This is a genomic window from Pseudomonas nicosulfuronedens (assembly GCF_005877905.1).
GTDB classification, from domain to species: Bacteria; Pseudomonadota; Gammaproteobacteria; order Pseudomonadales; family Pseudomonadaceae; genus Pseudomonas; species Pseudomonas nicosulfuronedens.
Genome location: NZ_SWDV01000029.1, coordinates 29,508 through 48,051, shown reverse-complemented (window position 1 = coordinate 48,051; position 18,544 = coordinate 29,508). Strand labels below are relative to the sequence as shown.

General features: G+C 65.6%; 18 protein-coding genes. 10 read left to right on the top strand and 8 right to left on the bottom strand.

The window, feature by feature from the left end; genetic code table 11:
- Nucleotides 1–137: 137 nt before the first annotated feature.
- A complete protein-coding gene (dbpA, locus tag FAS41_RS20940) occupies nt 138–1,514 on the bottom strand; it encodes an ATP-dependent RNA helicase DbpA (protein ID WP_138525362.1) in 1,377 nt (458 codons plus the stop codon).
- Nucleotides 1,515–1,838: 324 nt separating this feature from the next.
- On the opposite strand from dbpA, the gene FAS41_RS20935 reads away from it, so the two are divergent.
- Both FAS41_RS20935 and rloA3 read left to right on the top strand, forming a co-directional pair.
- The gene (locus FAS41_RS20935; RefSeq protein ID WP_133860530.1) at nt 1,839–2,048 is read left to right on the top strand and encodes a cold-shock protein; all 210 of its coding nucleotides are present in this window, start codon (nt 1,839–1,841) and stop codon (nt 2,046–2,048) included.
- A 109-nt stretch (nt 2,049–2,157) separates the two neighbouring features.
- Nucleotides 2,158–2,670, top strand: a complete 513-nt coding sequence (gene rloA3 / locus FAS41_RS20930) for a retropepsin-like aspartic peptidase RloA3 (RefSeq protein WP_138525361.1) — start codon at nt 2,158–2,160, stop codon at nt 2,668–2,670.
- Here rloA3 and mdtD read toward each other — a convergent pair whose 3' ends face one another.
- On the bottom strand, nt 2,671–4,107 hold the full coding sequence (gene mdtD, locus FAS41_RS20925; RefSeq protein ID WP_138525360.1) for a multidrug transporter subunit MdtD: 1,437 nt from the start codon (nt 4,105–4,107) through the stop codon (nt 2,671–2,673).
- A gap of 287 nt (nt 4,108–4,394) precedes the next feature.
- On the opposite strand from mdtD, the gene FAS41_RS20920 reads away from it, so the two are divergent.
- Nucleotides 4,395–4,937: a DUF2780 domain-containing protein gene (locus FAS41_RS20920; RefSeq protein WP_138525359.1), complete on the top strand. Its 543-nt coding sequence runs from the start codon at nt 4,395–4,397 to the stop codon at nt 4,935–4,937.
- A 97-nt stretch (nt 4,938–5,034) separates the two neighbouring features.
- Nucleotides 5,035–5,598 carry a DUF2780 domain-containing protein gene (locus tag FAS41_RS20915; protein WP_138525358.1) on the top strand — a complete coding sequence of 188 codons (564 nt, stop codon included), beginning with the start codon at nt 5,035–5,037 and terminating at the stop codon, nt 5,596–5,598.
- Nucleotides 5,599–5,604: 6 nt separating this feature from the next.
- Here FAS41_RS20915 and FAS41_RS20910 read toward each other — a convergent pair whose 3' ends face one another.
- Entirely contained in the window at nt 5,605–6,489 is an 885-nt protein-coding gene (locus FAS41_RS20910) for an acyltransferase (RefSeq protein WP_138525357.1), read from the bottom strand.
- Between the two features lie 134 nt (nt 6,490–6,623).
- On the opposite strand from FAS41_RS20910, the gene rloA2 reads away from it, so the two are divergent.
- The 5 genes from rloA2 (at nt 6,624) to FAS41_RS20885 (ending at nt 11,194) form a co-directional block, all read left to right on the top strand.
- Nucleotides 6,624–7,145 (top strand): retropepsin-like aspartic peptidase RloA2, encoded by a 522-nt coding sequence (gene rloA2, locus FAS41_RS20905; RefSeq protein WP_017520188.1) that lies wholly within the window; start codon nt 6,624–6,626, stop codon nt 7,143–7,145.
- A gap of 65 nt (nt 7,146–7,210) precedes the next feature.
- Nucleotides 7,211–7,900 carry a two-component system response regulator CreB gene (gene creB, locus FAS41_RS20900; RefSeq protein ID WP_138525356.1) on the top strand — a complete coding sequence of 230 codons (690 nt, stop codon included), beginning with the start codon at nt 7,211–7,213 and terminating at the stop codon, nt 7,898–7,900.
- Nucleotides 7,900–9,318, top strand: coding sequence for a two-component system sensor histidine kinase CreC (gene creC / locus FAS41_RS20895; RefSeq protein ID WP_138525355.1), 1,419 nt, complete (start codon nt 7,900–7,902; stop codon nt 9,316–9,318). Before creB ends, creC begins: the two co-directional genes overlap by 1 nt.
- Before the next feature lie 122 nt (nt 9,319–9,440).
- Entirely contained in the window at nt 9,441–10,883 is a 1,443-nt protein-coding gene (gene creD, locus FAS41_RS20890; protein ID WP_138525354.1) for a cell envelope integrity protein CreD, read from the top strand.
- 11 nt (nt 10,884–10,894) lie between these two features.
- Nucleotides 10,895–11,194, top strand: a complete 300-nt coding sequence (locus tag FAS41_RS20885) for a hypothetical protein (RefSeq protein WP_138525353.1) — start codon at nt 10,895–10,897, stop codon at nt 11,192–11,194.
- Between the two features lie 292 nt (nt 11,195–11,486).
- Here FAS41_RS20885 and FAS41_RS20875 read toward each other — a convergent pair whose 3' ends face one another.
- Both FAS41_RS20875 and FAS41_RS20870 read right to left on the bottom strand, forming a co-directional pair.
- Entirely contained in the window at nt 11,487–12,110 is a 624-nt protein-coding gene (locus FAS41_RS20875) for a glutathione S-transferase family protein (RefSeq protein WP_138525402.1), read from the bottom strand.
- Between the two features lie 31 nt (nt 12,111–12,141).
- On the bottom strand, nt 12,142–13,107 hold the full coding sequence (locus FAS41_RS20870) for a Vgb family protein (RefSeq protein ID WP_138525351.1): 966 nt from the start codon (nt 13,105–13,107) through the stop codon (nt 12,142–12,144).
- Between the two features lie 80 nt (nt 13,108–13,187).
- Between FAS41_RS20870 and FAS41_RS20865 the strand changes: the two genes are divergently transcribed.
- Nucleotides 13,188–14,045 (top strand): protein phosphatase 2C domain-containing protein, encoded by an 858-nt coding sequence (locus tag FAS41_RS20865; RefSeq protein WP_138525350.1) that lies wholly within the window; start codon nt 13,188–13,190, stop codon nt 14,043–14,045.
- Between the two features lie 300 nt (nt 14,046–14,345).
- Here the strand turns inward: FAS41_RS20865 and FAS41_RS20860 are convergent, their stop codons facing one another.
- From FAS41_RS20860 to FAS41_RS20850, 3 genes are all read right to left on the bottom strand, one after another.
- Nucleotides 14,346–16,745 (bottom strand): TonB-dependent siderophore receptor, encoded by a 2,400-nt coding sequence (locus FAS41_RS20860; protein ID WP_138525349.1) that lies wholly within the window; start codon nt 16,743–16,745, stop codon nt 14,346–14,348.
- A 201-nt stretch (nt 16,746–16,946) separates the two neighbouring features.
- Nucleotides 16,947–17,909 (bottom strand): FecR domain-containing protein, encoded by a 963-nt coding sequence (locus FAS41_RS20855; RefSeq protein WP_138525348.1) that lies wholly within the window; start codon nt 17,907–17,909, stop codon nt 16,947–16,949.
- Nucleotides 17,906–18,409: an RNA polymerase sigma factor gene (locus FAS41_RS20850; RefSeq protein ID WP_425049004.1), complete on the bottom strand. Its 504-nt coding sequence runs from the start codon at nt 18,407–18,409 to the stop codon at nt 17,906–17,908. Before FAS41_RS20850 ends, FAS41_RS20855 begins: the two co-directional genes overlap by 4 nt.
- Between the last annotated feature and the right edge of the window lie 135 nt (nt 18,410–18,544).

Here is an 18,544-nt window from a genome sequence, read left to right as displayed (position 1 = left end):
TCCGGATGTCTGTTGCTCAGACTAGCGGATCGCTCCGGGCGCGGCTATCGCGAGCGCGACAGGTTGGGTGTCGCGTCTGCAGGAGCGGGCCGTACGCGCGACTGCCGGCGTGGCGCACTCCTGCAGGGCGAACGATGTCAGAGGATGCGTGCCTTGAACGAGCGGCCCTTGATCTTGCCTTCGTTGAAGTGCTTCAGCGCTTGCTTGGCCACGTCGCGTTCGACGGCGACAAAGGCCTGGAAGTCGAAGATGGCGATCTTGCCGACCTGGGTGCCCTTGAGCCCGGCGTCACCGGTCAGCGCGCCAAGGATATCGCCGGGGCGCAGTTTGTCCTTGCGCCCGCCGGCGATGGCCAGGCTGGTCATCGGCGGCAGCAATGGAGCGTCGTTGGCCTTGAGGAAGTCGATGCGCTCCCAGTTCAGTGGCGCGCCCTGCAGGTCTTCGATGGCCTGGGCGCGGCTGGCTTCTGCCGGGGTCACCAGCGAGAGTGCGAGGCCCTTCTCGCCGGCGCGGCCGCTGCGGCCGATGCGGTGCACATGGACCTGTGCGTCGCGTGACAGTTCGACATTGATCACGGCTTCCAGCGCAGCGATATCCAGCCCGCGCGCGGCCACGTCGGTGGCCACCAGCACGCTGCAGCTGCGGTTGGCGAACATGGTCAGTACCTGATCGCGCTCGCGCTGCTCCAGGTCGCCATGCAGGGCCAGGGCGGAAATCTTGCGGGCATTGAGTTGCTCCACCACTTCCATGCACTGCTGGCGGGTATGACAGAAGGCGACGCAGGATTGCGGGCGGAAATGCTGAAGCAGACGTACGACGGCATCGAGGCGCTGCTTGGGGTCGATCTCGTAGAAGTGCTGTTCGATCTGACTGTCGTCGTGCAGCGCTTCCACTTCCACGCGCTCGGGGTTCTTCAGGAACTTCGCCGCCAGTTGGTCGATGCCCTCGGGGTAGGTGGCGGAGAACAGCAGGGTCTGCCGGCGCGCCGGGGCCTGGCCGATGATGTCGGCGATGCTGTCGTAGAAGCCCATGTCGAGCATGCGGTCGGCTTCGTCGAGCACCAGGGTATTGAGGCCGTCGAGCTTCAGGGTGCCGCGGCGCAGGTGTTCCTGGATCCGCCCCGGCGTGCCGACCACCACGTGGGCGCCGTGCTCCAGCGAGCCGATCTGCGGGCCGAATGGCACGCCGCCGCAGAGGGTCAGCACCTTGATGTTGTCGGCGGCACGGGCCAGGCGGCGGATTTCCTTGGCCACCTGGTCAGCCAGCTCGCGGGTCGGGCACAGCACCAGCGCCTGGCAGCCGAAGTAGCGCGGATTCAGCGGGCTGAGCAGGCCAATGCCGAAGGCGGCAGTCTTGCCGCTACCGGTCTTGGCCTGGGCGATCAGGTCGCGGCCCTTGAGGATCGCCGGCAGGGCGGCGGCCTGGATCGGCGTCATCTCGCGATAGCCGAGAGAGTCGAGGTTGGCCAGCAGGTCGGCCGACAGCGCGAGGCTGGAAAATGCGGAGGTGGTCACGAAGGGAGCCCGGGTGAATCCATATGGCCGCGCAGTGTAGCAGGAGAGCACCCTCAGGAGGGCTGAGAAGCTGATATGGCAAGGGTTTGAGGCCACTCGTCCGAATTTCCAGAAGCCGCGATAAACGGTTTTTCCAAGAGATTCGCTTTCCTCAGATTTTTGTCGTAGAGTTTCCGGACTGTGTTTGCATGGGTCGCCGTCGATCGTGACCTGATGCGGTCGGTTATTCCACCCCGTCCTGCTCGACTCCTTGTAACGCCTTGCAACTCAGTTCCTGGCCGCTCACGTGGCTAATTTTTAAAGATTTGTTCCAAGGAGAACACCATGTCGAATCGTCAGAACGGCACCGTCAAGTGGTTCAACGAGACCAAAGGCTACGGCTTCATCACTCCGGAAAGCGGCCCGGACGTATTCGTTCACTTCCGCGCCATTGAAGGTACCGGCTTCAAGACCCTGGCCGAAGGCCAGAAGGTCAGCTTCGAAGTCGTGCAAGGCCAGAAAGGCATGCAGGCTGAGCGCGTTCAGGTGGTCTAAGACCCCTGGCGTCAGCCAAAAGAACCCCGGGTGGAAACATCCGGGGTTTTTTGTTGCCTATGATCTTGTTGCCCATCGTGTCGCCATCGATTTTCCGGAGCTGTCATCCATGCCATCGCCCGCTTTCCGCCTGCTGCTCGCCGGCCTGCTCATCTCGGGCAGCGCCCTGGCCGCCGACGCCCCCGTGCAGCCCACTACCTGGGGCTGGGTGGAAACGCTCACGCTGATGCCCGAGCAGGCGCCGCTCAAGGCCAAGCTGGACACTGGCGCGCAGACCTCGGTGATGGATGCGCGCAACATCGTCCGGATCAAGAAGAATGACGAGCGCTGGGTGCAGTACGACGTGATGCTCACCGACCCGGCCACCGGCAAGGAAGAGCGCCTGCCTTTCGAGCGGCGCGTCGAGCGCGTGCTCAAGTTCAAGACCGCCAGCGGCGCCGAGCGAGCTCCGGTGGTGCTGATGGATGTTTGCCTGGGCGGCAAGGTCTACCGCGAGCAATTCACCCTGCGCGACCGCCAGACCCTGGATTACCCGGTGCTGCTGGGGCGTCGTACCCTTGAGCACCTGGGCGCGGTGGATGCCTCGAAGACCCAGACCGTCGTGCCCACCTGCAAGCCCTGATCAGTGCTCGGTGACATCGGTCTCCGGATCGACCCGGCGCGGTGTGGTCCGACCATCGTCGGCGTTGAGCTGGAAGAAGATCGCCGCCGCCAGCATGGACAACAGCCCGACGCTGAAATAGGTAGCGTGGAAGGCTGACAGCACATCCCCCTGCGCGCTTTCGACATCCCCGCTGAACCCGCCCAGTAGTGCCGCGGCACAGGCGATGCCCATGCCGATGGACAGCTGCATGACAACCGAGAGCAGGCTGTTGCCGGCGCTGGCATTGTCGTCGCGCAGGTCGATCAGGCTCAGGGTGTTCATCGCGGTGAACTGCAGCGAGTTGATCCCGCCCAGTATCGCCAGTTGCACCAGCAGCAGTGCGTATGGAGTTTCCTGGTTGACCAGCCCGAGGCTGGCGATCATCGCGCCCAGCAGCAGGGTATTGCCCACCAGCAGCCGGCGGTAGCCGAACCAGTCCAGCAGCGGCCTTGCCAGCGACTTGATCACCATCGCTGCCAGCGCCATGGGAATCATGGTCATGCCGGCCTTCGACGGGCTGAACCCCAGGCCGAGTTGCAGCAGCAGCGGTGTGAGGAAGGGCAGGGAGCCGCTGCCCAGGCGTGCGAACAGGTTGCCCAGAACCCCGACCGCGAAGGTGCGCGTCTGGAACAGCGAGGGCGGGAACAGCGGCGCCTCGATTTTCAGCGCGCGCAGCCAATAGGCCGCCAGCAGCACCAGCCCGCCCACCAGTAGCAGGACCACGCGCACGTGGGGCATCTGCAGTTCGCCCAGCCCTTCCAGGGCGATGGTGATCAGCACCATGGAGCCGCCGAACAGCAGGAAGCCGATGGTATCGAAGCGTGTCGCGCGCACGCCATGCAGGTCCGGCATCAGGCGCAGGGCGACGATGAATCCCACCAGTCCTACCGGCAGGTTGATCAGGAAGATCCAGTGCCAACTGGCGTACTCCACCAGCCAGCCGCCCAGCGTGGGCCCGGCCAGCGGACCGAGCAGGCCGGGGATGGTGACGAAGCTGAGGATGCGCACCAGGTCCGTGCGCGGGTACACACGCAGGATCACCAGGCGTCCCACCGGCATCATCAGCGCGCCGCCGATACCTTGCACCACGCGGGCGCCGATCAGGGTGCCGAGGCTTGGCGACAGCGCGCAGAGCAGCGAGCCGAAGCTGAACAGGAAAATTGCGAAGAGGAACACCCGACGCGTGCCGAAGCGGTCGGAAATCCAGCCGGAGGAGGGGATCAGCAGCGCCACGGTGAGCAGGTAGGCGATCACCACGCCCTGCATGCGCAGCGGGTCTTCTTCCAGCGAGCGGGCCATGCTCGGCAGCGCAGTGTTGAGGATGGTGCCGTCCAGGGCCTGCATGAAAAAGGCGATGGCCACCAGCCAGGGCAGCAGGCGAGCCACGCGGGGCGTGAGGATGAAGGGTTCGCTCATGGTTGGTCCGTCAGGCGGGGATGGCTCTAGCTTAGGGAATCTTTGGCGGTCGTGGGGGAAAACGCCAAGGTTGTGACAGGACGATTCTCCCGTGGAGTCTTGCCCGATGATTGTACGAATGGCTTTCCGGCGCCGGGCGGCAAGAGAGTTCCCTGTCGCTGCCTGGCGAGGTAGATCATTGGCAACCCTGTGACCGGACCGTGCTTTTCCCCCGTATCGCCGCCCATGGCGGAACAATGGCCTTGGCTTCCGGTCGATATGGCGTCCGGAACCCCCAGGAGACAGCGATGTCCGTCAAACCCCGTGTCACCCTCGCACTGGCCGCCCTGCTGGCGGCTTCCTCCGCGTTCGCCTTCAATTTGGGCGATGCCGCCAAGGCGGTGTCCGGCGCGACCGGCGCCGACCCCTCGCGCGTTGCTTCGACGCCGCAGACCAGCGGCCTGCTCGGCGCCCTGACCGGCCAGCTCGGCGTCAGTGACGAACAGGCACTCGGCGGTACCGGCGCCCTGCTGGGCCTGGCGAAGAACAAACTGAGCACCGCCGATTATTCGCAGTTGGCGAAGACCGTTCCCGGCCTCGACAAGCTCACCGGCAGCAACGCCCTGGGTGGCCTCGGTGGCCAGCTCGGCGATCTGGGCGGCGGCGCTTCCAGCGGCCTGCTGGGCAACGTCAGCAGCATGGGCGACGTGAGCAAGGCATTCGGCGCACTGGGCATGGACCAGGACATGACCGGCAAATTCTCCAGCGTGCTGCTGGATTACCTCGGCAAGCAGGGGGCCAACAGCAATCTGCTCGGCACCCTGGGCAGCCTCTGGGGCACCGGCGCCTGATATCCGCCAGGCGGCGTGGAACCGCCGCGCTGCCCCCCGGTCCTATCGACGATCCGGCCCCGCCCTGGGGCCGGAATTCCGTATTCCGGAGCCGTCGATGCCCACCCGTTCCGTCGTCTTCCTGGCTGCCGCCTGGCTGGCCGCTTCTCCCGTGTTCGCGGCCACTTTCACCGAAGCCAGCGAACCCGTCACCGAGACGCAAAATGTGCCGCCGGCCGCTAGCGCGCTGCTGGGCAACCTCACGAAGCAGTTGGGTGTCAGCGAGCAGCAGGCTATCGGTGGTACCGGAGCGCTGTTGGGGCTGGCGATGAACAGCCTGAAGGAAACGGATACGGCGCAGCTGCAGAATTCGCTGCCGAATCTCGACCAGCTCGCCGGCAACAGCTCGCTGGGCGATCTGGGCGGCGCACTGGGTGGCTTCGGTGGCCTGGGCAGCGCCGCGGCGCTGCTGGGCGGGATCAACAACCTGCAGGACGTCGATCAGATCTTCGGTGTGCTGGGCATGGACCAGTCGATGATTGGCCGCTTCGCCGGAGTGATCCTCGACTACTTCACCGAGCAGGGCCTGAGCAGCCAGCTGCTGGGAACGCTCGGCGGACTCTGGGGGACGCCAACGGCTCCGCTGACGCCGGCTGCGCCGGTGGCCGGGCGGGGCGCGTAAGCCGCTTCAGAACTCCTGGCGCAGCTGTTCGATGCGCGCATCCTTCTGCTCCCACAGCTGTGACACCCAGTGCTGCACGTACTGGCGGAATTCCGGATCGTTCTCGTAATCACCCTGCCACAGCGCGGGGTCGATCTCGCGCGCCTGGATGTCGACGATGACGCGCGGCACGCGGCCGCACAGCAGATCCCAGAAGCCCGGTCGCGGACCTTTCGGGTAGACCAGGGTGACGTCCAGCAGCGTATCGAGCTGTTCGCCCAGCGCCGCCAGCACGAAGGCCACGCCGCCGGCCTTGGGGCGCAGCAGGTTCTGGTAGGGCGACTGCTGCTGGGCCTGCTTGGCCGGGGTGAAACGCGTGCCTTCCAGATAGTTCACCACGGTCACCGGCATGCGCTTGAACTTCTCGCAGGCGGCCTTGGTGATGTCCAGGTCCTTGCCCTTGAGCTCCGGGTGCTTCTCCAGGAAGGCCTTGCTGTAGCGCTTCATGAAGGGGTAGTCGAGCGCCCAGAAGGCCAGGCCGAGGAAGGGCACCCAGATCAGCTCCTTCTTCAGGAAGAACTTGAAGTAGGGGGTCTTGCGGTTGAAGGCCTGCACAAGTGCTGGAATGTCGACCCAGGACTGGTGGTTGCTGACTACCAGGTAGGAGGTGTCGCCGCGCAACTGGGCGTCGCCGCGGATGTCCCAGACGGTCGGGGTCATCAGGGCGAAGATGGCCTTGTCGATCTCCGCCCAGGTCTCGGCGATCCACATTACCCCGCGCGAGCAGGCGTCCTTCGCGGCCTGGCCGGGGACGACCAGCTTGAGCAACGCGATCAGCATCATCGGCCCGATCAGGATCAGGGTGTTGAGCAACAGCAGTAGGCTGGCGATGACGCCTTTGACGGCCGGCATGGGGTCCATTCCTTGTGCGACGGTGGCGCGGCCATGATACGCAGACAATTGTTCCGGCCCAAGCGGCGCAGGTATGGCGAACCAATGGCCGGCGTGCTAGTCCTATGCGACGTATTCCACCCCGGAGATTTCGCGTGAAACGCGCCCTCGCTCTGCTTACGCTCATCGCACTGCCCGGCCTCGCACTGGCCGCCGAGACCAAGCTCTACGGCCGCTACGAATGGGTCAGCCTGCCCGAACTCGACCAGACCCTGCAGGCCAAGATGGACACCGGCGCCTACACCTCCTCGCTGTCGGCCAAGGACATCCAGATCTTCCAGCGCGACGGCGAGGACTGGGTACGCTTCAAGCTGGCGACCAAGGACGGCGGCGACTCGGTGTACGAGCACAAGTTGGCGCGCATCTCGAAGATCAAGAACCGCTCCGATGGAGCCGGCGAGGATGAAGAGGAAGAATCCAGCCCCGGCCTCAGCCAGCGTCCGGTGATCGAGCTGCCGGTGTGCCTGGGCGGTGACCAGCGCACCATCGAGGTCAACCTCACCGACCGCAGTCACTTCAACTACCCGTTCCTGATGGGCGCCAAGGGCCTGCGCAAATTCCATGTGGCGGTGGATGCGGGCGAGCGCTTCGTGGCCGGCAAGCCGGACTGCTCCTGATCCTCGATTGACGCGGCGCGGGGCTTGGTGGACCCTTTCGGGACTTTCCCGGGAATCGGAATCCCATGCCCCACATCCTCATCGTCGAAGATGAAGCCGCCATCGCCGACACGCTGCTCTATGCCCTGCAGGCCGAAGGTTTCGAGACCACCTGGCTGAACCTCGCCGGCCCTGCCCTCGAACGCTTGCAGCGCGACGTCTTCGACCTGGTCATCCTCGACGTCGGCCTGCCCGACATCAGCGGTTTCGAAGCCTGCAAGCAACTGCGGCGTTTCTCCGAGGTGCCGGTGATCTTCCTCACCGCGCGCAACGCCGAGATCGATCGCGTGGTGGGCCTGGAGATCGGCGCCGACGACTACGTGGTCAAACCCTTCAGCCCGCGCGAAGTCGCCGCGCGGGTGAAAGCCATCCTCAAACGTACTGCACCGCGTGAAGCGCCTGCCATGGCACCCGCTGGCCATGGCCCGTTCGAGGTGGACGAGGAGCGCTTCCAGATTCGCTACCACGGCCACTCGCTGGCCCTGACCCGCCACGAATTCCGCCTGCTGCAAACGCTGCTGGCGCGCCCCGAGCGCGTCTTCAGCCGCGAGCAGTTGCTCGATGCCCTGGGCATCGCCGCCGACGCGGGCTACGAGCGCAACGTCGACAGCCACATCAAGAGCCTGCGCGCCAAGCTGCGCCAGGTCGCCCCCGCCGCCGAACCGATCCAGACCCATCGCGGCCTGGGCTACAGCTACGCGCCGGACAAGAGCTGATGCGCCTGTCACTGCGGATATTCCTGGTGTACTTCTTCTTCGTCGGGCTGACCGGCTGGTTCGTCCTGCGCACGGTGATGGACGAAATCCGTCCCGGCGTGCGGCAGTCCAGCGAAGAGACACTGGTGGATACCGCCAACCTGCTGGCCGAGATTCTCCAGGCCGACGTGAAGAGTGGCACCCTCGATCAGAGTCGGCTGCCCGACATGCTCCGAGCCTATGGTGCGCGCAGCCCGCAGGCGGACATCTGGGGCGTGAACAAGACGGCGGTGAACCACCGTATCTACGTCACCGATGCACGCGGTGTCGTCCTGCTCGACTCCCTCGGAAAGGCCGTGGGCCAGGACTATTCGCGCTGGAATGACGTCTATCGGACGCTGAACGGCGAATACGGGGCGCGCTCCAGTCGCGAATCGGCGGACGATCCGGAGTCCTCGGTGATGTACGTCGCCGCGCCGATCCGCGATGGTGAGAAGATCATCGGCGTGGTCTCGGTCTCCAAGCCCAACCGCACACTGCAGCCCTATATCGATCGCTCGCAGCGCCGGCTGGCGTGGCTCGGCGCCGGGCTGATCGCGCTCGGCCTGCTGGTGGGCGCGGGGCTGTCCTGGTGGCTGAGCCGCTCGCTGGACCGCCTGACCCGCTACGCCCAGGCGGTCAGCGAAGGCCGCCGTGCCGAACTGCCGCGCTACCGGGGGGGCGAGATGGCGCAACTGGCCGGTGCGGTGGAGCACATGCGCGTGCAACTGGAGGGCAAGGACTACGTCGAGCGCTACGTGCATACCCTGACCCACGAACTGAAGAGCCCGCTGGCGGCGATTCGCGGAGCGGCGGAACTGCTTGAGGGCGAGATGCCTGCCGAGCAGCGTGCGCGCTTCGTCGGCAACATCGCCGGGGAGAGCGAGCGTCTGCAGCAGCTGATCGAGCGCCTGCTGAACCTCGCTCAGGTGGAGCAGCGACAGGGGCTGGAAGAGCACGTACCGGTGAGCTTGCAGGAGCTGGCGAATGAGCTGATCGGTGAACGTCTGGCTCGCGCGCAGAGCGTGCAGCTGGAGAACGCGATCCCCCAGCAGGCAACCGTGGTGGGCGAGCGTTTCCTGCTGCGCCAGGCGCTGGGCAACCTGCTGGACAATGCGCTGGATTTCACACCGGCGGGGGGCGTGATTCGCTTCGACGCGCAGCCTGACGGCGAAGGCTGGCGCGTGGATTTGTTCAACCAGGGCGAAGCCATTCCGGCGTTCGCCCTGCCGCGCCTGACCGAGCGTTTCTATTCCCTGCCGCGCCCGCTGAGCGGGCGCAAGAGCACCGGTCTCGGCCTCAATTTTGTCGCTGAGGTAGCGGCGCTGCATGGTGGCGAGCTTCGCGTGGAGAATGTCGAGGGCGGGGTGCGCGCGAGCCTGTCGCTGCCGCAGCCGTAAGGTTTTGCCTACAGGTTGTTCCACCTCCACAGAATCCCCACACAGTCTCCACATTCCCACCTGAGCGTCCTCACGCGCAGGCCCCAGGCTTGCTCCGTCGTCCAACTACGGAGAAGCCCTCGATGAACCGCCATCTCGGCATCAAGCTCGGCGCCATCGCGCTGTTGATCGTCCTCTTGCTGATACCCCTGCTGATGATCGACGGCCTCGTCGACGAGCGTCAGAGCTACCGCGACGAGGTCCTGCAGGATATTGCCCGCAGCGCCAGCTACAGCCAGCAGCTCACCGGCCCGCTGGTGGTCGTGCCCTACATCCGCACCATTCGCGGCTGGCGCCTGGACAAGGCGAGCCAGCAGCGCGTGCTGCAGGAGCGCGAGGTGCGTGGCCGACTGTACTTCCTCCCGGAAGTCTTCAGCCTCGACGGGCAGATGCGCACCGAGCTGCGCCATCGTGGCATCTACGAGGCGCGCCTGTTCCATGCCGACAGCCAGGTCAGCGGCAGCTTCGTGCTGCCGGCCAACTACGGCATCACCAGCGACCTGGGCAGCTACCGTTTCGATGACCCGCTGCTGGCCGTCGGCATCAGCGATGTGCGCGGTATCGAGAATGCGCCGAAGCTGAAGGTCGGTGACGAGCTGCGCGACTTCCAGCCGGGCACCCAGAGCCAGTTCCTCGGCAATGGCGTGCATGCGGTCCTGCCGATCAAGGCCAGCGACCGCGAGCAGCGTTTCGATTACTCCTTCGAGTTGGCGCTGCTGGGCAGCAGCCGACTGGACATCACCCCGGTAGGGCGCGATAGCCAGGTCAATCTGGTCTCGGACTGGCCGCATCCCAGCTTCGGCGGCGAGTTCCTGCCCATCGAACGCAGCATCAGCGAGAAGGGTTTCAGCGCCCGCTGGCGCACCAGCTTCTTCGCCACCAACCTGGAGGACCAACTGCGTGCCTGCACCGCGCCGGCCCAGGCGGATGTTGCTCGCGCGGTTGGTGCGGATGATCCGGATACCTCCCGCGCCAGCTCCGCCGAGTGCAGCGAGTTCGGTCAGCACCGTTTCGGTGTGGCGCTGGTGGACCCGGTGGACCAGTACCTGAAAACCGACCGCGCAGTGAAGTATGCCCTGCTGTTCATCGTCCTCACGTTCGCCGGCTTCTTCCTTTTCGAAGTGCTCAAGCGCCTGTCGGTGCACCCGATCCAGTACGCGCTGGTGGGCATGGCGCTGGCGTTGTTCTACCTGCTGCTGCTGTCGCTCTCGGAGCACGTCGGCTTCGAGCTGGCCTACCTGCTGTCCGCTGGTGCCTGTGTCGGTCTGATCGGCTTCTACCTCTGTCACGTGCTGCATAGCCTTTGGCGTGGCGCCGGATTCAGCCTGAGGCTCGCCGGGCTCTACGGGATGCTCTACGCGCTGCTCAGCGCCGAGGACTACGCGTTGTTGATGGGTTCGCTGCTGCTGTTCGGTGTGCTCGGCGGTGTGATGGTGCTGACCCGTCACCTGGACTGGTATGGCATCGGCAAGCCCCGTGGCGATGATCTCGACTTTTCCCTGGAAGGCGTGCGCGTGCAGCGCTGAGGAGAATGGAGATGCCCAACCTGATGCGTTTTTCCCTGTGCCTGTTCGCCGGCCTGCTGGTCAGTGGGCTGTGCCTGCCCGTGCTGATGCTGCTCGGCCGCTTCGACTGGATCGCCCTGCTGGTGGCCACCGGCAAGCCGCTGGCGCACCTGGCGTTGTTGCTGCCGGGCGACCTGTGGACTCAACTCACTGGTGTCGAGGACGCGGCGAACAATCCTCACGTGCGCTCCTTCCTGGAGATGTGCATGGGCGTGGCACAACTCGGCCTGCTGCTGGCGCTGCCGATCTACCGGCTGGGGAGAAAGTCATGATTGGATTGCGCGAAGAGCGCGAAGCAGGACGGCGGCTGGCGCGGCGGATCGCCGGGTTGTTCGAGCAGGGGATGGGGCGGAGGGCGGTACGCGACGAGAGATTTCAGCGGCGGGTGGAGCGGCGTGGACGCCCCGTGGTGAAGTCATGGCGCGCGGGCTTTGCCCTCACCCCAACCCTCTCCCGAGGGGAGAGGGGGCTGGGCGGTTCAGGCTGGCGGGTCTGGAGCACGCCAGCCTGCTCTCTGAGCTGCGTCCCGTAGGATGGGTGGAGCGCAGCGATACCCATCGTCAGTCAGCCCGGCACAGTCGCCTGCATCGACGGCCGCTGGCTGATCTCGGCGAACCACTTCGCCAGCTGTGGGTAGTCGCTGCGCCAGTCCCAGTGCGGCTGGCGGAAGTCCAGGTAGCCCAGCGCGCAGGCCACGCCAATGGCCGCGATGTCGAAACGCTCGGCCAGCTCGATGCAGGCCGGGCCGTCGAAGTAGGCAAGGGTGCGGACGATCTTCAGCTGTTGGTTGTCCAGCCACTTATCCCAGTGCTTTTCCGGCGGGCGCATAGCGGTTTCGTAGCGGATCAGCACCGCCGCATCAAGCACCGCGTCGGCCAGCGAAGCGAGGGTGAGACGACGCCAGCGCGCCGAGCCTTCGCGAGGAATCAGTGGTTCGCCGGCGTGCTGCTGGTCGAGGTATTCGAGGATCACCCGGCTGTCGTGCAGGGTCTGCCCGTCGGTCAGTCGCAGGGCGGGAATCTTGCCGGCGGGGTTGTCCTGCAACACGCCGGCGTCCGGCGCGATGGGCGTGTGGACAGCGGCGTACAGCTCCACGGAATCGACCTGGCCGGTCTCGTGCAGCAGGACCATGACCTTGCGCACGAAGGGCGAAGCGGCAGCGTGGAACAGGACGGGGCGGGTGGTCATCGACAGCAACTCCTGGGTATCGGTCATGGGCTCAATCGTGGATCTGCACCAGGCGATCGGTGCCGGATTCGGCGCCCCATACTTCGCCGGGGCGGCCGAGCAGTTGGCGCACATTGGCGTGTTCGTGGTCGCTCGGGTAGGTGGTGAAGCGTTCGCTCTGCGGGTCGAAACGCAACAGCGCGTTGGCGGAAAAATCGCTCAGCCACACCTGGTCCATGGCATCGACATAGACCGCATAGGGCTGGGGATGATCACCCGGCAGCTTCCAGGTTTTCCACTGGTTGTCGCTGGGGTCGAAGCGCGCCAGGCTGCCGGCATTCCACTGGCTGACCCAGAGCCGTCCCACCGAGTCGGCCCAGAGGCGGCGCGGCCCGCCATCCTTGTCGGGCGAATCGAAGGGGGTGGCGCTGCCCTGGATGCCGTCGATCTGACCGATGTAGTTGCCCGCCAGCGACGCGTACCAGAGGCCGCCATCCGGAGCCACGGCGATGCCGTACGGGCCCTTGCCGCGGGGCGCCGGCCAGACTTTCAGCTCCCGGCTGCTCGGATCGAGGCGACCGTAGAAACCGTTCTGCCCGGTGAACCACAGCACGCCGTCGTCATCGAATACCGCAGTGTTGAGGTTGGCGTTGGCGGCTTCCTTGGGTAGCGGAATGACCTCCACCCCAAGACGTTGTGCGTCCACGTGGACAATGGCGTTCAGGCCGCTGTCGGTGATCCAGGCGTCGCCGTTGCCGTCGGCGATAACGCCGTGCGGGGTGGAGCCCTTGCCGAGGCTGATCTGCTCGCTCTGCCCGGTCTGCGGATCGAGCCGGCCGAGCACGCCGAGCTTCTGCGCGGTGTACCAGACCTTGCCGTCCTCGGTGGGGGCTACGTCATGCGGGGCGGAGCCCTTGGGCAGGTCGTAGTACTTCACCTCGGTGGCTTGTGCGCCGGTGGCCAGCAGCAGGCCGGTGAGGAGCAGGCAGCTCAGGGGGAGGGGCAGGACGCGAAGCATGGGGCTCTCCTTGGCAGAGTCCGGACTCAGGTGAGACTGTACGCCGGTCAGTGTGGCCGACAAAACGAAGGAGAACGGTTGTGACGACGATTTCCGTATGGGGGGCGGCCTGCCGCCAAGGCTCGCCGGTGAACGACGACGCCATCGGCTATACCACCACTTCGGCTTGGGTGCTGGATGGGGCGACCAGTCTTGGACAGGGGCTGGTGGGCGGCGAGAGCGATGCCCGCTGGCTGGCCCAGAGTGCCAATGCGCACCTGCAACAGCTGTTGGAAGAGCAGCCTTTTCAACCGACCGAGGAGTTGCTGGCGCAATTGCAGGCGGGCATCGCTGCGGATTTCCAGCGCGACTCTGGCATGGCCGTGAGCCTGGACCTCAACTTGCCCACCGCCTGTCTGAGTCTGCTGCGGGTACTGGGTGACGGTTCGTTGGAGCTGCTCAACCTCTGCGACACCTGCATCCACTTGGCTTGGGAGGACGGCCAGGTCGAGAGCTTCGGCGATACGCCGCTGGAAGAGATCGATCGCCAGTCAGTGCAGCGCCTGCTGGCGCTGCGCGAGGCGAACCCGGAATGGAGCCACGCGCAACTGTGGCAGGCCAGCCGCGAATGGGTGCGGCGCAACCGCACGCTGGCCAATACGCCGGAAGGCTACTGGTGCCTCGACCCGAGCGAGCGCTGGATTCCGCACGTGCAGCGCCGAGTGCTCGACCCCGTGGGACTGAAGGCGTTCATGCTGGTGACCGATGGTTTCGACCGGCTGCTGGATTTTCGCCGCTACGACCTGGACGCGCTGTTCGCGGCGTTGCCCGAGCGTGGTGTTGAGGCACTGATCGATGAACTGCGCGCGCTGGAAAGCGCCGATGGCCAGGCGTTGGACTATCCGCGCCTGAAGATCCATGACGATGCGAGCGTGGTGTGGGGGGCGGTGCGGCGCTGAGGCGTACTCGGCAACACGATGCAGGTGCGTAGGAGCGTTCTGTGCACGGACCACCCCTCACCCTAACCCTCTCCCAGAGGGAGAGGGGACTGTTCGGCGCAGGATGAAGTCATGGCCTGAGCCGGCACCATCAGCTCCCTCTCCCCAAGGGAGAGGGCTGGGGTGAGGGGAATCACAGGCACGGGCTGACCTGAAAAAACAGTTGCTCCTGCAAAAGGAAAAGCCCCGCTCCGAATGGGGCGGGGCTTTCAGCGGGTAGCCAAGGGGTAGCCGCGTGTTGGAGCTACCCGGCAGTGCCTATCACCACTTGTAGGTCACGCTCGCCACCACTTTGCGCTGATCGCCGTAGTAGCAGTAGTAACCGTCGCAGGTGGAGATGTAGTCCTTGTTGAACAGGTTGGTGGCGTTGACCGCCACCGAGGTGCCGTTGAGGCTGCTGTCCAGCTTGCCAAGGTCGTAGTGCACTGCGGCGTCGTACACGGTATAGGAACCGGCGTAACCGTCGAAGGTGTTGGCCTGGTCGCCATAGGTGTCGCCCACGTAGCGCACGCCGTAGCCGACGCCGAAACCGTTGAGCATACCGGCGTGCCAGGTGTAGTCGGCCCACAGGGATGCGGCGTTGCGCGGGATCAGCTGCAGGCGGTTGCCGGCGTACTGGCCCTTCTTCACCTCGGTGTCGGTGTAGGTGTAGCTGCCGATCAGCTTGAGGTTTTCGGTCAGGTTGGAGTTGGCTTCCAGTTCCAGGCCGGTGACCTTCACTTCGCCGGTCTGGCTGGAAACCGGCACACCGCCGACGTTCTCGGAGACGGTCACGTTTTCCTGGCGCAGGTCATACACGGCAGCGGTCAGCAGGGTGTCGCTGCCCACCGGCTGGTACTTCACGCCCAGCTCCCACTGCTTGCCCTCGGTCGGCTTGAACGACTCGGTGCTGGAGACGTCCGCGCCGGTGGCCGGCTGGAACGACTCGGAGTAGGACAGGTAAGGCGCAATGCCATTGTCGAAGATGTAGCTCAGCGCCGCGTTGCCGCTGAACTGGCGATCGGTACCGGAAGTGGTGGCATCGCCCTTGTTGCGGAACTTGGTGTCGGTGTGCACCCAGTCATAGCGGCCACCGAGGGTCAGGCGCCAGTTGTCCAGGGCGATCTGGTCCTGCACGTAGGCGCCGGTCTGGTCGATCTGCTGGCGGTAGTCGTAGAACGCGGTGGAGCGGTCCGGGGTGACGATGGGCTGGCCATAGATCGGGCGCACCACGTTGGTCGGTGGCACCGCGTAGCCGTAGATCGAGGTGTAGCTGGTGTCCATGCGGTTGTGGTCCAGGCCCAGCAGCACGGTGTGCTTGAACTCGCCGGTGTCGAAGTCGGCCTGGAAGTTGTTGTCCACCACGAACTGGTCCAGGTCCTCGTTCACCGAGGTGCTGACACGGTTCAGGGTGCCGTCGTCGCTGACGGTGTCGAGGTAGCCGCCAGGAGTGAGCGCGTCGAACGACAGGTCGTTCTTCATGTAGCGCAGGTTCTGGCGGAACTGCCAGACGTCATTGAGACGATGCTCGAAGGCGTAACCCAGCCACCAGGTGGTGCGGTCGTAGTTTTCCCAGTCCGGGTCGCCCAGGTTCTTGTGGTGCGAGATATCGCCGAAGGGGGCATCGTACTTGGTGCCCTTGAGCGGCAGGAACTGGGTGGTGATGCCGGTATCGTCACGGGTGAACTGGCTGAGGAAGGTCAGCTTGGTATCGTCGTCGATGTTCCAGGTCAGGCTCGGCGCCAGGTTGTAGCGCTTGTCCGGGATGTGGTCGATCTGTGTGTTGCTGTCGCGCACCACGCCGCTGACGCGGTAGAGGAAGCGACCTTCGTCATCCAGTGGGCCGGTGCTGTCGAAGTTGATCTGCTTGTGGTTGTAGTTGCCGGCCTGCAGTTGCACGGCACTTGCCTGCTCGGCTTGCGGGCGCAGGCTGGTCATGTCCAGCAGGCCGCCGGGCGGAGTCTGGCCGTAGACGGAAGAGGCCGGACCGCGCAGCGCGGCAACGCGCTCCAGGTCCCAGGTGTCCAGCTTCGGGTTGGCATAGACGCCGGTGGCCATCGGCAGGCCGTCGAGGAACTGGGTCGGCTCGAAGCCACGGATGCGCAGCCAGTCGGAGCGGGTGTCGCTGCCATAGCTGCTGGCGACCGTGCCGGGCATGTAGCGCACGGCGTCGTCGATGTTCTGCACGCCACGGTCCTGCATTTGCTCGCGGGTGGCGACGGAGATGGACTTGGCGGTCTCCAGGATCGGCGTGTCGGTCTTGGTGCCAATGCGCGAACGAGTGGCGACGTAGCCCACCGCGGGGCCGTCCGGATCTTCCTGGGCGGCGCTGATGGTGGTAGCGGACATCGACAGGGTGTCGCTCGGCACCGGGCGCAGGCTGTAGCTGCCCGATTCGTTTTCCACCAGCTCCAGCCCGCTGCCCTGCAGCGCCTGACGCAGTGCGCCGGCGGCGTCGTAACGGCCCTGCACGGCGTGTGCGCTACGGCCCTGGGCCAGCGCCGGATCGAGGCTCAGGCTCAGGCCGCCCTCGGCGGCGATGCGGTTGAGGGTGCTGGCCAACGGGCCGGCAGGCATCTGGTAGTCACGCACGGCGTCGGCGGCGATGGCCGAAGAGGTGGCCAGCAGGATAGCGGTGGCCAGCAGGCAAGGGCGGAGCGACAGTTCGAACGGGCGGCGCATTGACAACGACTCCTGAATGAAAACGGTTCTCGATGCCTCCTTGCCGGACGAGATTCAAAAAGTGATAGGGCTGGGTGAAAAAAATTTCCGGATGGCTTTTCGTAGGACCGAGGGGGGCGCCTAGCCCTTGCTCGCGAACCCCTGGCGCCAGCGCAGCCGGGGAAGCCGTTCGCGAGCAAGCTCGCTCCTGCACAGAAGTGTTCAGCCGCGCGGCACTACGCGGGACCACCACTGGCCGTGCTTCTCGATACGCACCGGCAGCGTTGGTTCCAGCGAGCTGAGCGCCAGGTCGATATTCTTTAGCGGGAAGCTGCCGGTGATGCGCAGGTCGGCTAGCGCCGGGTCCACTGCCAGGTAGCCCGGGCTGTAGCGCGCCAGTTGATCGATCAGCTCGCTCAGGCGCACGTTGTCCACCACCAGCATGCCGTGGGTCCAGGCATCGGCGGTGGCGCTATTGGCCTCCACTGCGCCGAAGCCGTCGGCGCGTACTCGTATCTGCTGGCCCTGGTTGATGACGCGCTCGTCCGGCAGTTGCTCGGGGCGTGCGGCCACGGCGGATTGCAGGACGCTGAGCAAGGTGCTGTCGCCGTCATCGCGCTCCACCAAAAAGCGTGTACCGAGGGCGCGCAGGCGGCCTTCGTCGGTTTCGACGATGAACGGGCGGCTGTCGCCGTGGGCGGTCTCCACGAGAATTTCGCCGCTGAGCAGGACGATGCGCCGCTGCTCGGCGTCGAAACGCACATCGACGGCGGTGCGGCTGTTCAGCACCAGTCGGGTGTTGTCCGGCAGGCGCAGTTCGCGCTGCTCGCCGGTGGCGGTCACCAGGTCGGAGAAGGCATAGCGTATGGGTGTGTAGCGGTTGCCGACCCCCAGCGCCAGCGCGCCGACCAGCAGCAACGACAAGCCGGTGCCGGCCAGGCGGCGAACCTTGCGCCGGGACTCGCCCGGCGAGCGCAGCAAGGCGTTGCGCGCGGCCTTGGGTGCGGCGCCAGCAAGGCTGCGGTCGAGCATGCCCAACTGGCTCCAGGCGCGGGCGTGTTCGCTGTGGGCCGAATGCCAGCGAGCGAAGGCAGCTTCATCGTCGGGGCGCGATTCGCCGGAGCCCAGGCGCAGCTGCCAGCTGATCGCCTCGTCGAGTATCTGCAGGGAAACCGGTCCCTTCACGTCGGCTCGCCGTACAGCGCGATGTAGCACTGGCGCAGGCCCTGGGCGATGTACTGGCGCACGCGCGGCACAGAGACGCCCAGTTGCTCGGCGATCTCGGCGTGGCCCAGGCCGTCCAGGCGGTTGAGCAGGAACGCGCTGCGCGCGCGGGTGGACAGCTTGCCCAGCAGGCGGTCGATTTCGCGCAGGTCGGCGAGGATCAGGCAGTGATCCTCGGCGGAGGGCTGCACGGCCTCGGGCAGGCATTTCAGTTCTTCGAGGTAGGCTTGTTCCAGCGCCACGCGGCGCCAGTGATCCACCAGCAGGCCCTTGGCAACGGTGACCAGGAAGGCGCGGGGTTCGCGCAGGGAGGGCAGCTCGCGACGGCCGAGCACGCGGACGAAGGTGTCGTGGCTCAGGTCTTCGGCGCGCTGCGGACAGCCCAGGCTGCGATTCAGCCAGGCCGTCAGCCAGTCGCGGTGATCGCGATACAAGGCGCCTACGAGTTCGCCGCTACCCATCTGGATGGCCGACAAGCTACTCCCCCAATGATCTCGAATGGGATCAAGTTAAAAAACGATAACCATTCGCAAATGATCGCAAAGTGCAGTCACGCGCGCAATTGGCACCCGTCGGCTTTTGTCCGCTGCTCGTGG

Coding starts and splice junctions, on each gene's coding strand:
- FAS41_RS20935 (WP_133860530.1), top strand. CDS start 1,839: ATGTCGAATCGTCAGAACGGCACCGTCAAGTGGTTCAACGAGACCAAA.
- rloA3 (WP_138525361.1), top strand. CDS start 2,158: ATGCCATCGCCCGCTTTCCGCCTGCTGCTCGCCGGCCTGCTCATCTCG.
- mdtD (WP_138525360.1), bottom strand. CDS start 4,107: ATGAGCGAACCCTTCATCCTCACGCCCCGCGTGGCTCGCCTGCTGCCC.
- FAS41_RS20920 (WP_138525359.1), top strand. CDS start 4,395: ATGTCCGTCAAACCCCGTGTCACCCTCGCACTGGCCGCCCTGCTGGCG.
- FAS41_RS20915 (WP_138525358.1), top strand. CDS start 5,035: ATGCCCACCCGTTCCGTCGTCTTCCTGGCTGCCGCCTGGCTGGCCGCT.
- FAS41_RS20910 (WP_138525357.1), bottom strand. CDS start 6,489: ATGCCGGCCGTCAAAGGCGTCATCGCCAGCCTACTGCTGTTGCTCAAC.
- creB (WP_138525356.1), top strand. CDS start 7,211: ATGCCCCACATCCTCATCGTCGAAGATGAAGCCGCCATCGCCGACACG.
- creC (WP_138525355.1), top strand. CDS start 7,900: ATGCGCCTGTCACTGCGGATATTCCTGGTGTACTTCTTCTTCGTCGGG.
- creD (WP_138525354.1), top strand. CDS start 9,441: ATGAACCGCCATCTCGGCATCAAGCTCGGCGCCATCGCGCTGTTGATC.
- FAS41_RS20885 (WP_138525353.1), top strand. CDS start 10,895: ATGCCCAACCTGATGCGTTTTTCCCTGTGCCTGTTCGCCGGCCTGCTG.
- FAS41_RS20875 (WP_138525402.1), bottom strand. CDS start 12,110: ATGACCACCCGCCCCGTCCTGTTCCACGCTGCCGCTTCGCCCTTCGTG.
- FAS41_RS20870 (WP_138525351.1), bottom strand. CDS start 13,107: ATGCTTCGCGTCCTGCCCCTCCCCCTGAGCTGCCTGCTCCTCACCGGC.
- FAS41_RS20860 (WP_138525349.1), bottom strand. CDS start 16,745: ATGCGCCGCCCGTTCGAACTGTCGCTCCGCCCTTGCCTGCTGGCCACC.
- FAS41_RS20850 (WP_425049004.1), bottom strand. CDS start 18,409: ATGGGTAGCGGCGAACTCGTAGGCGCCTTGTATCGCGATCACCGCGAC.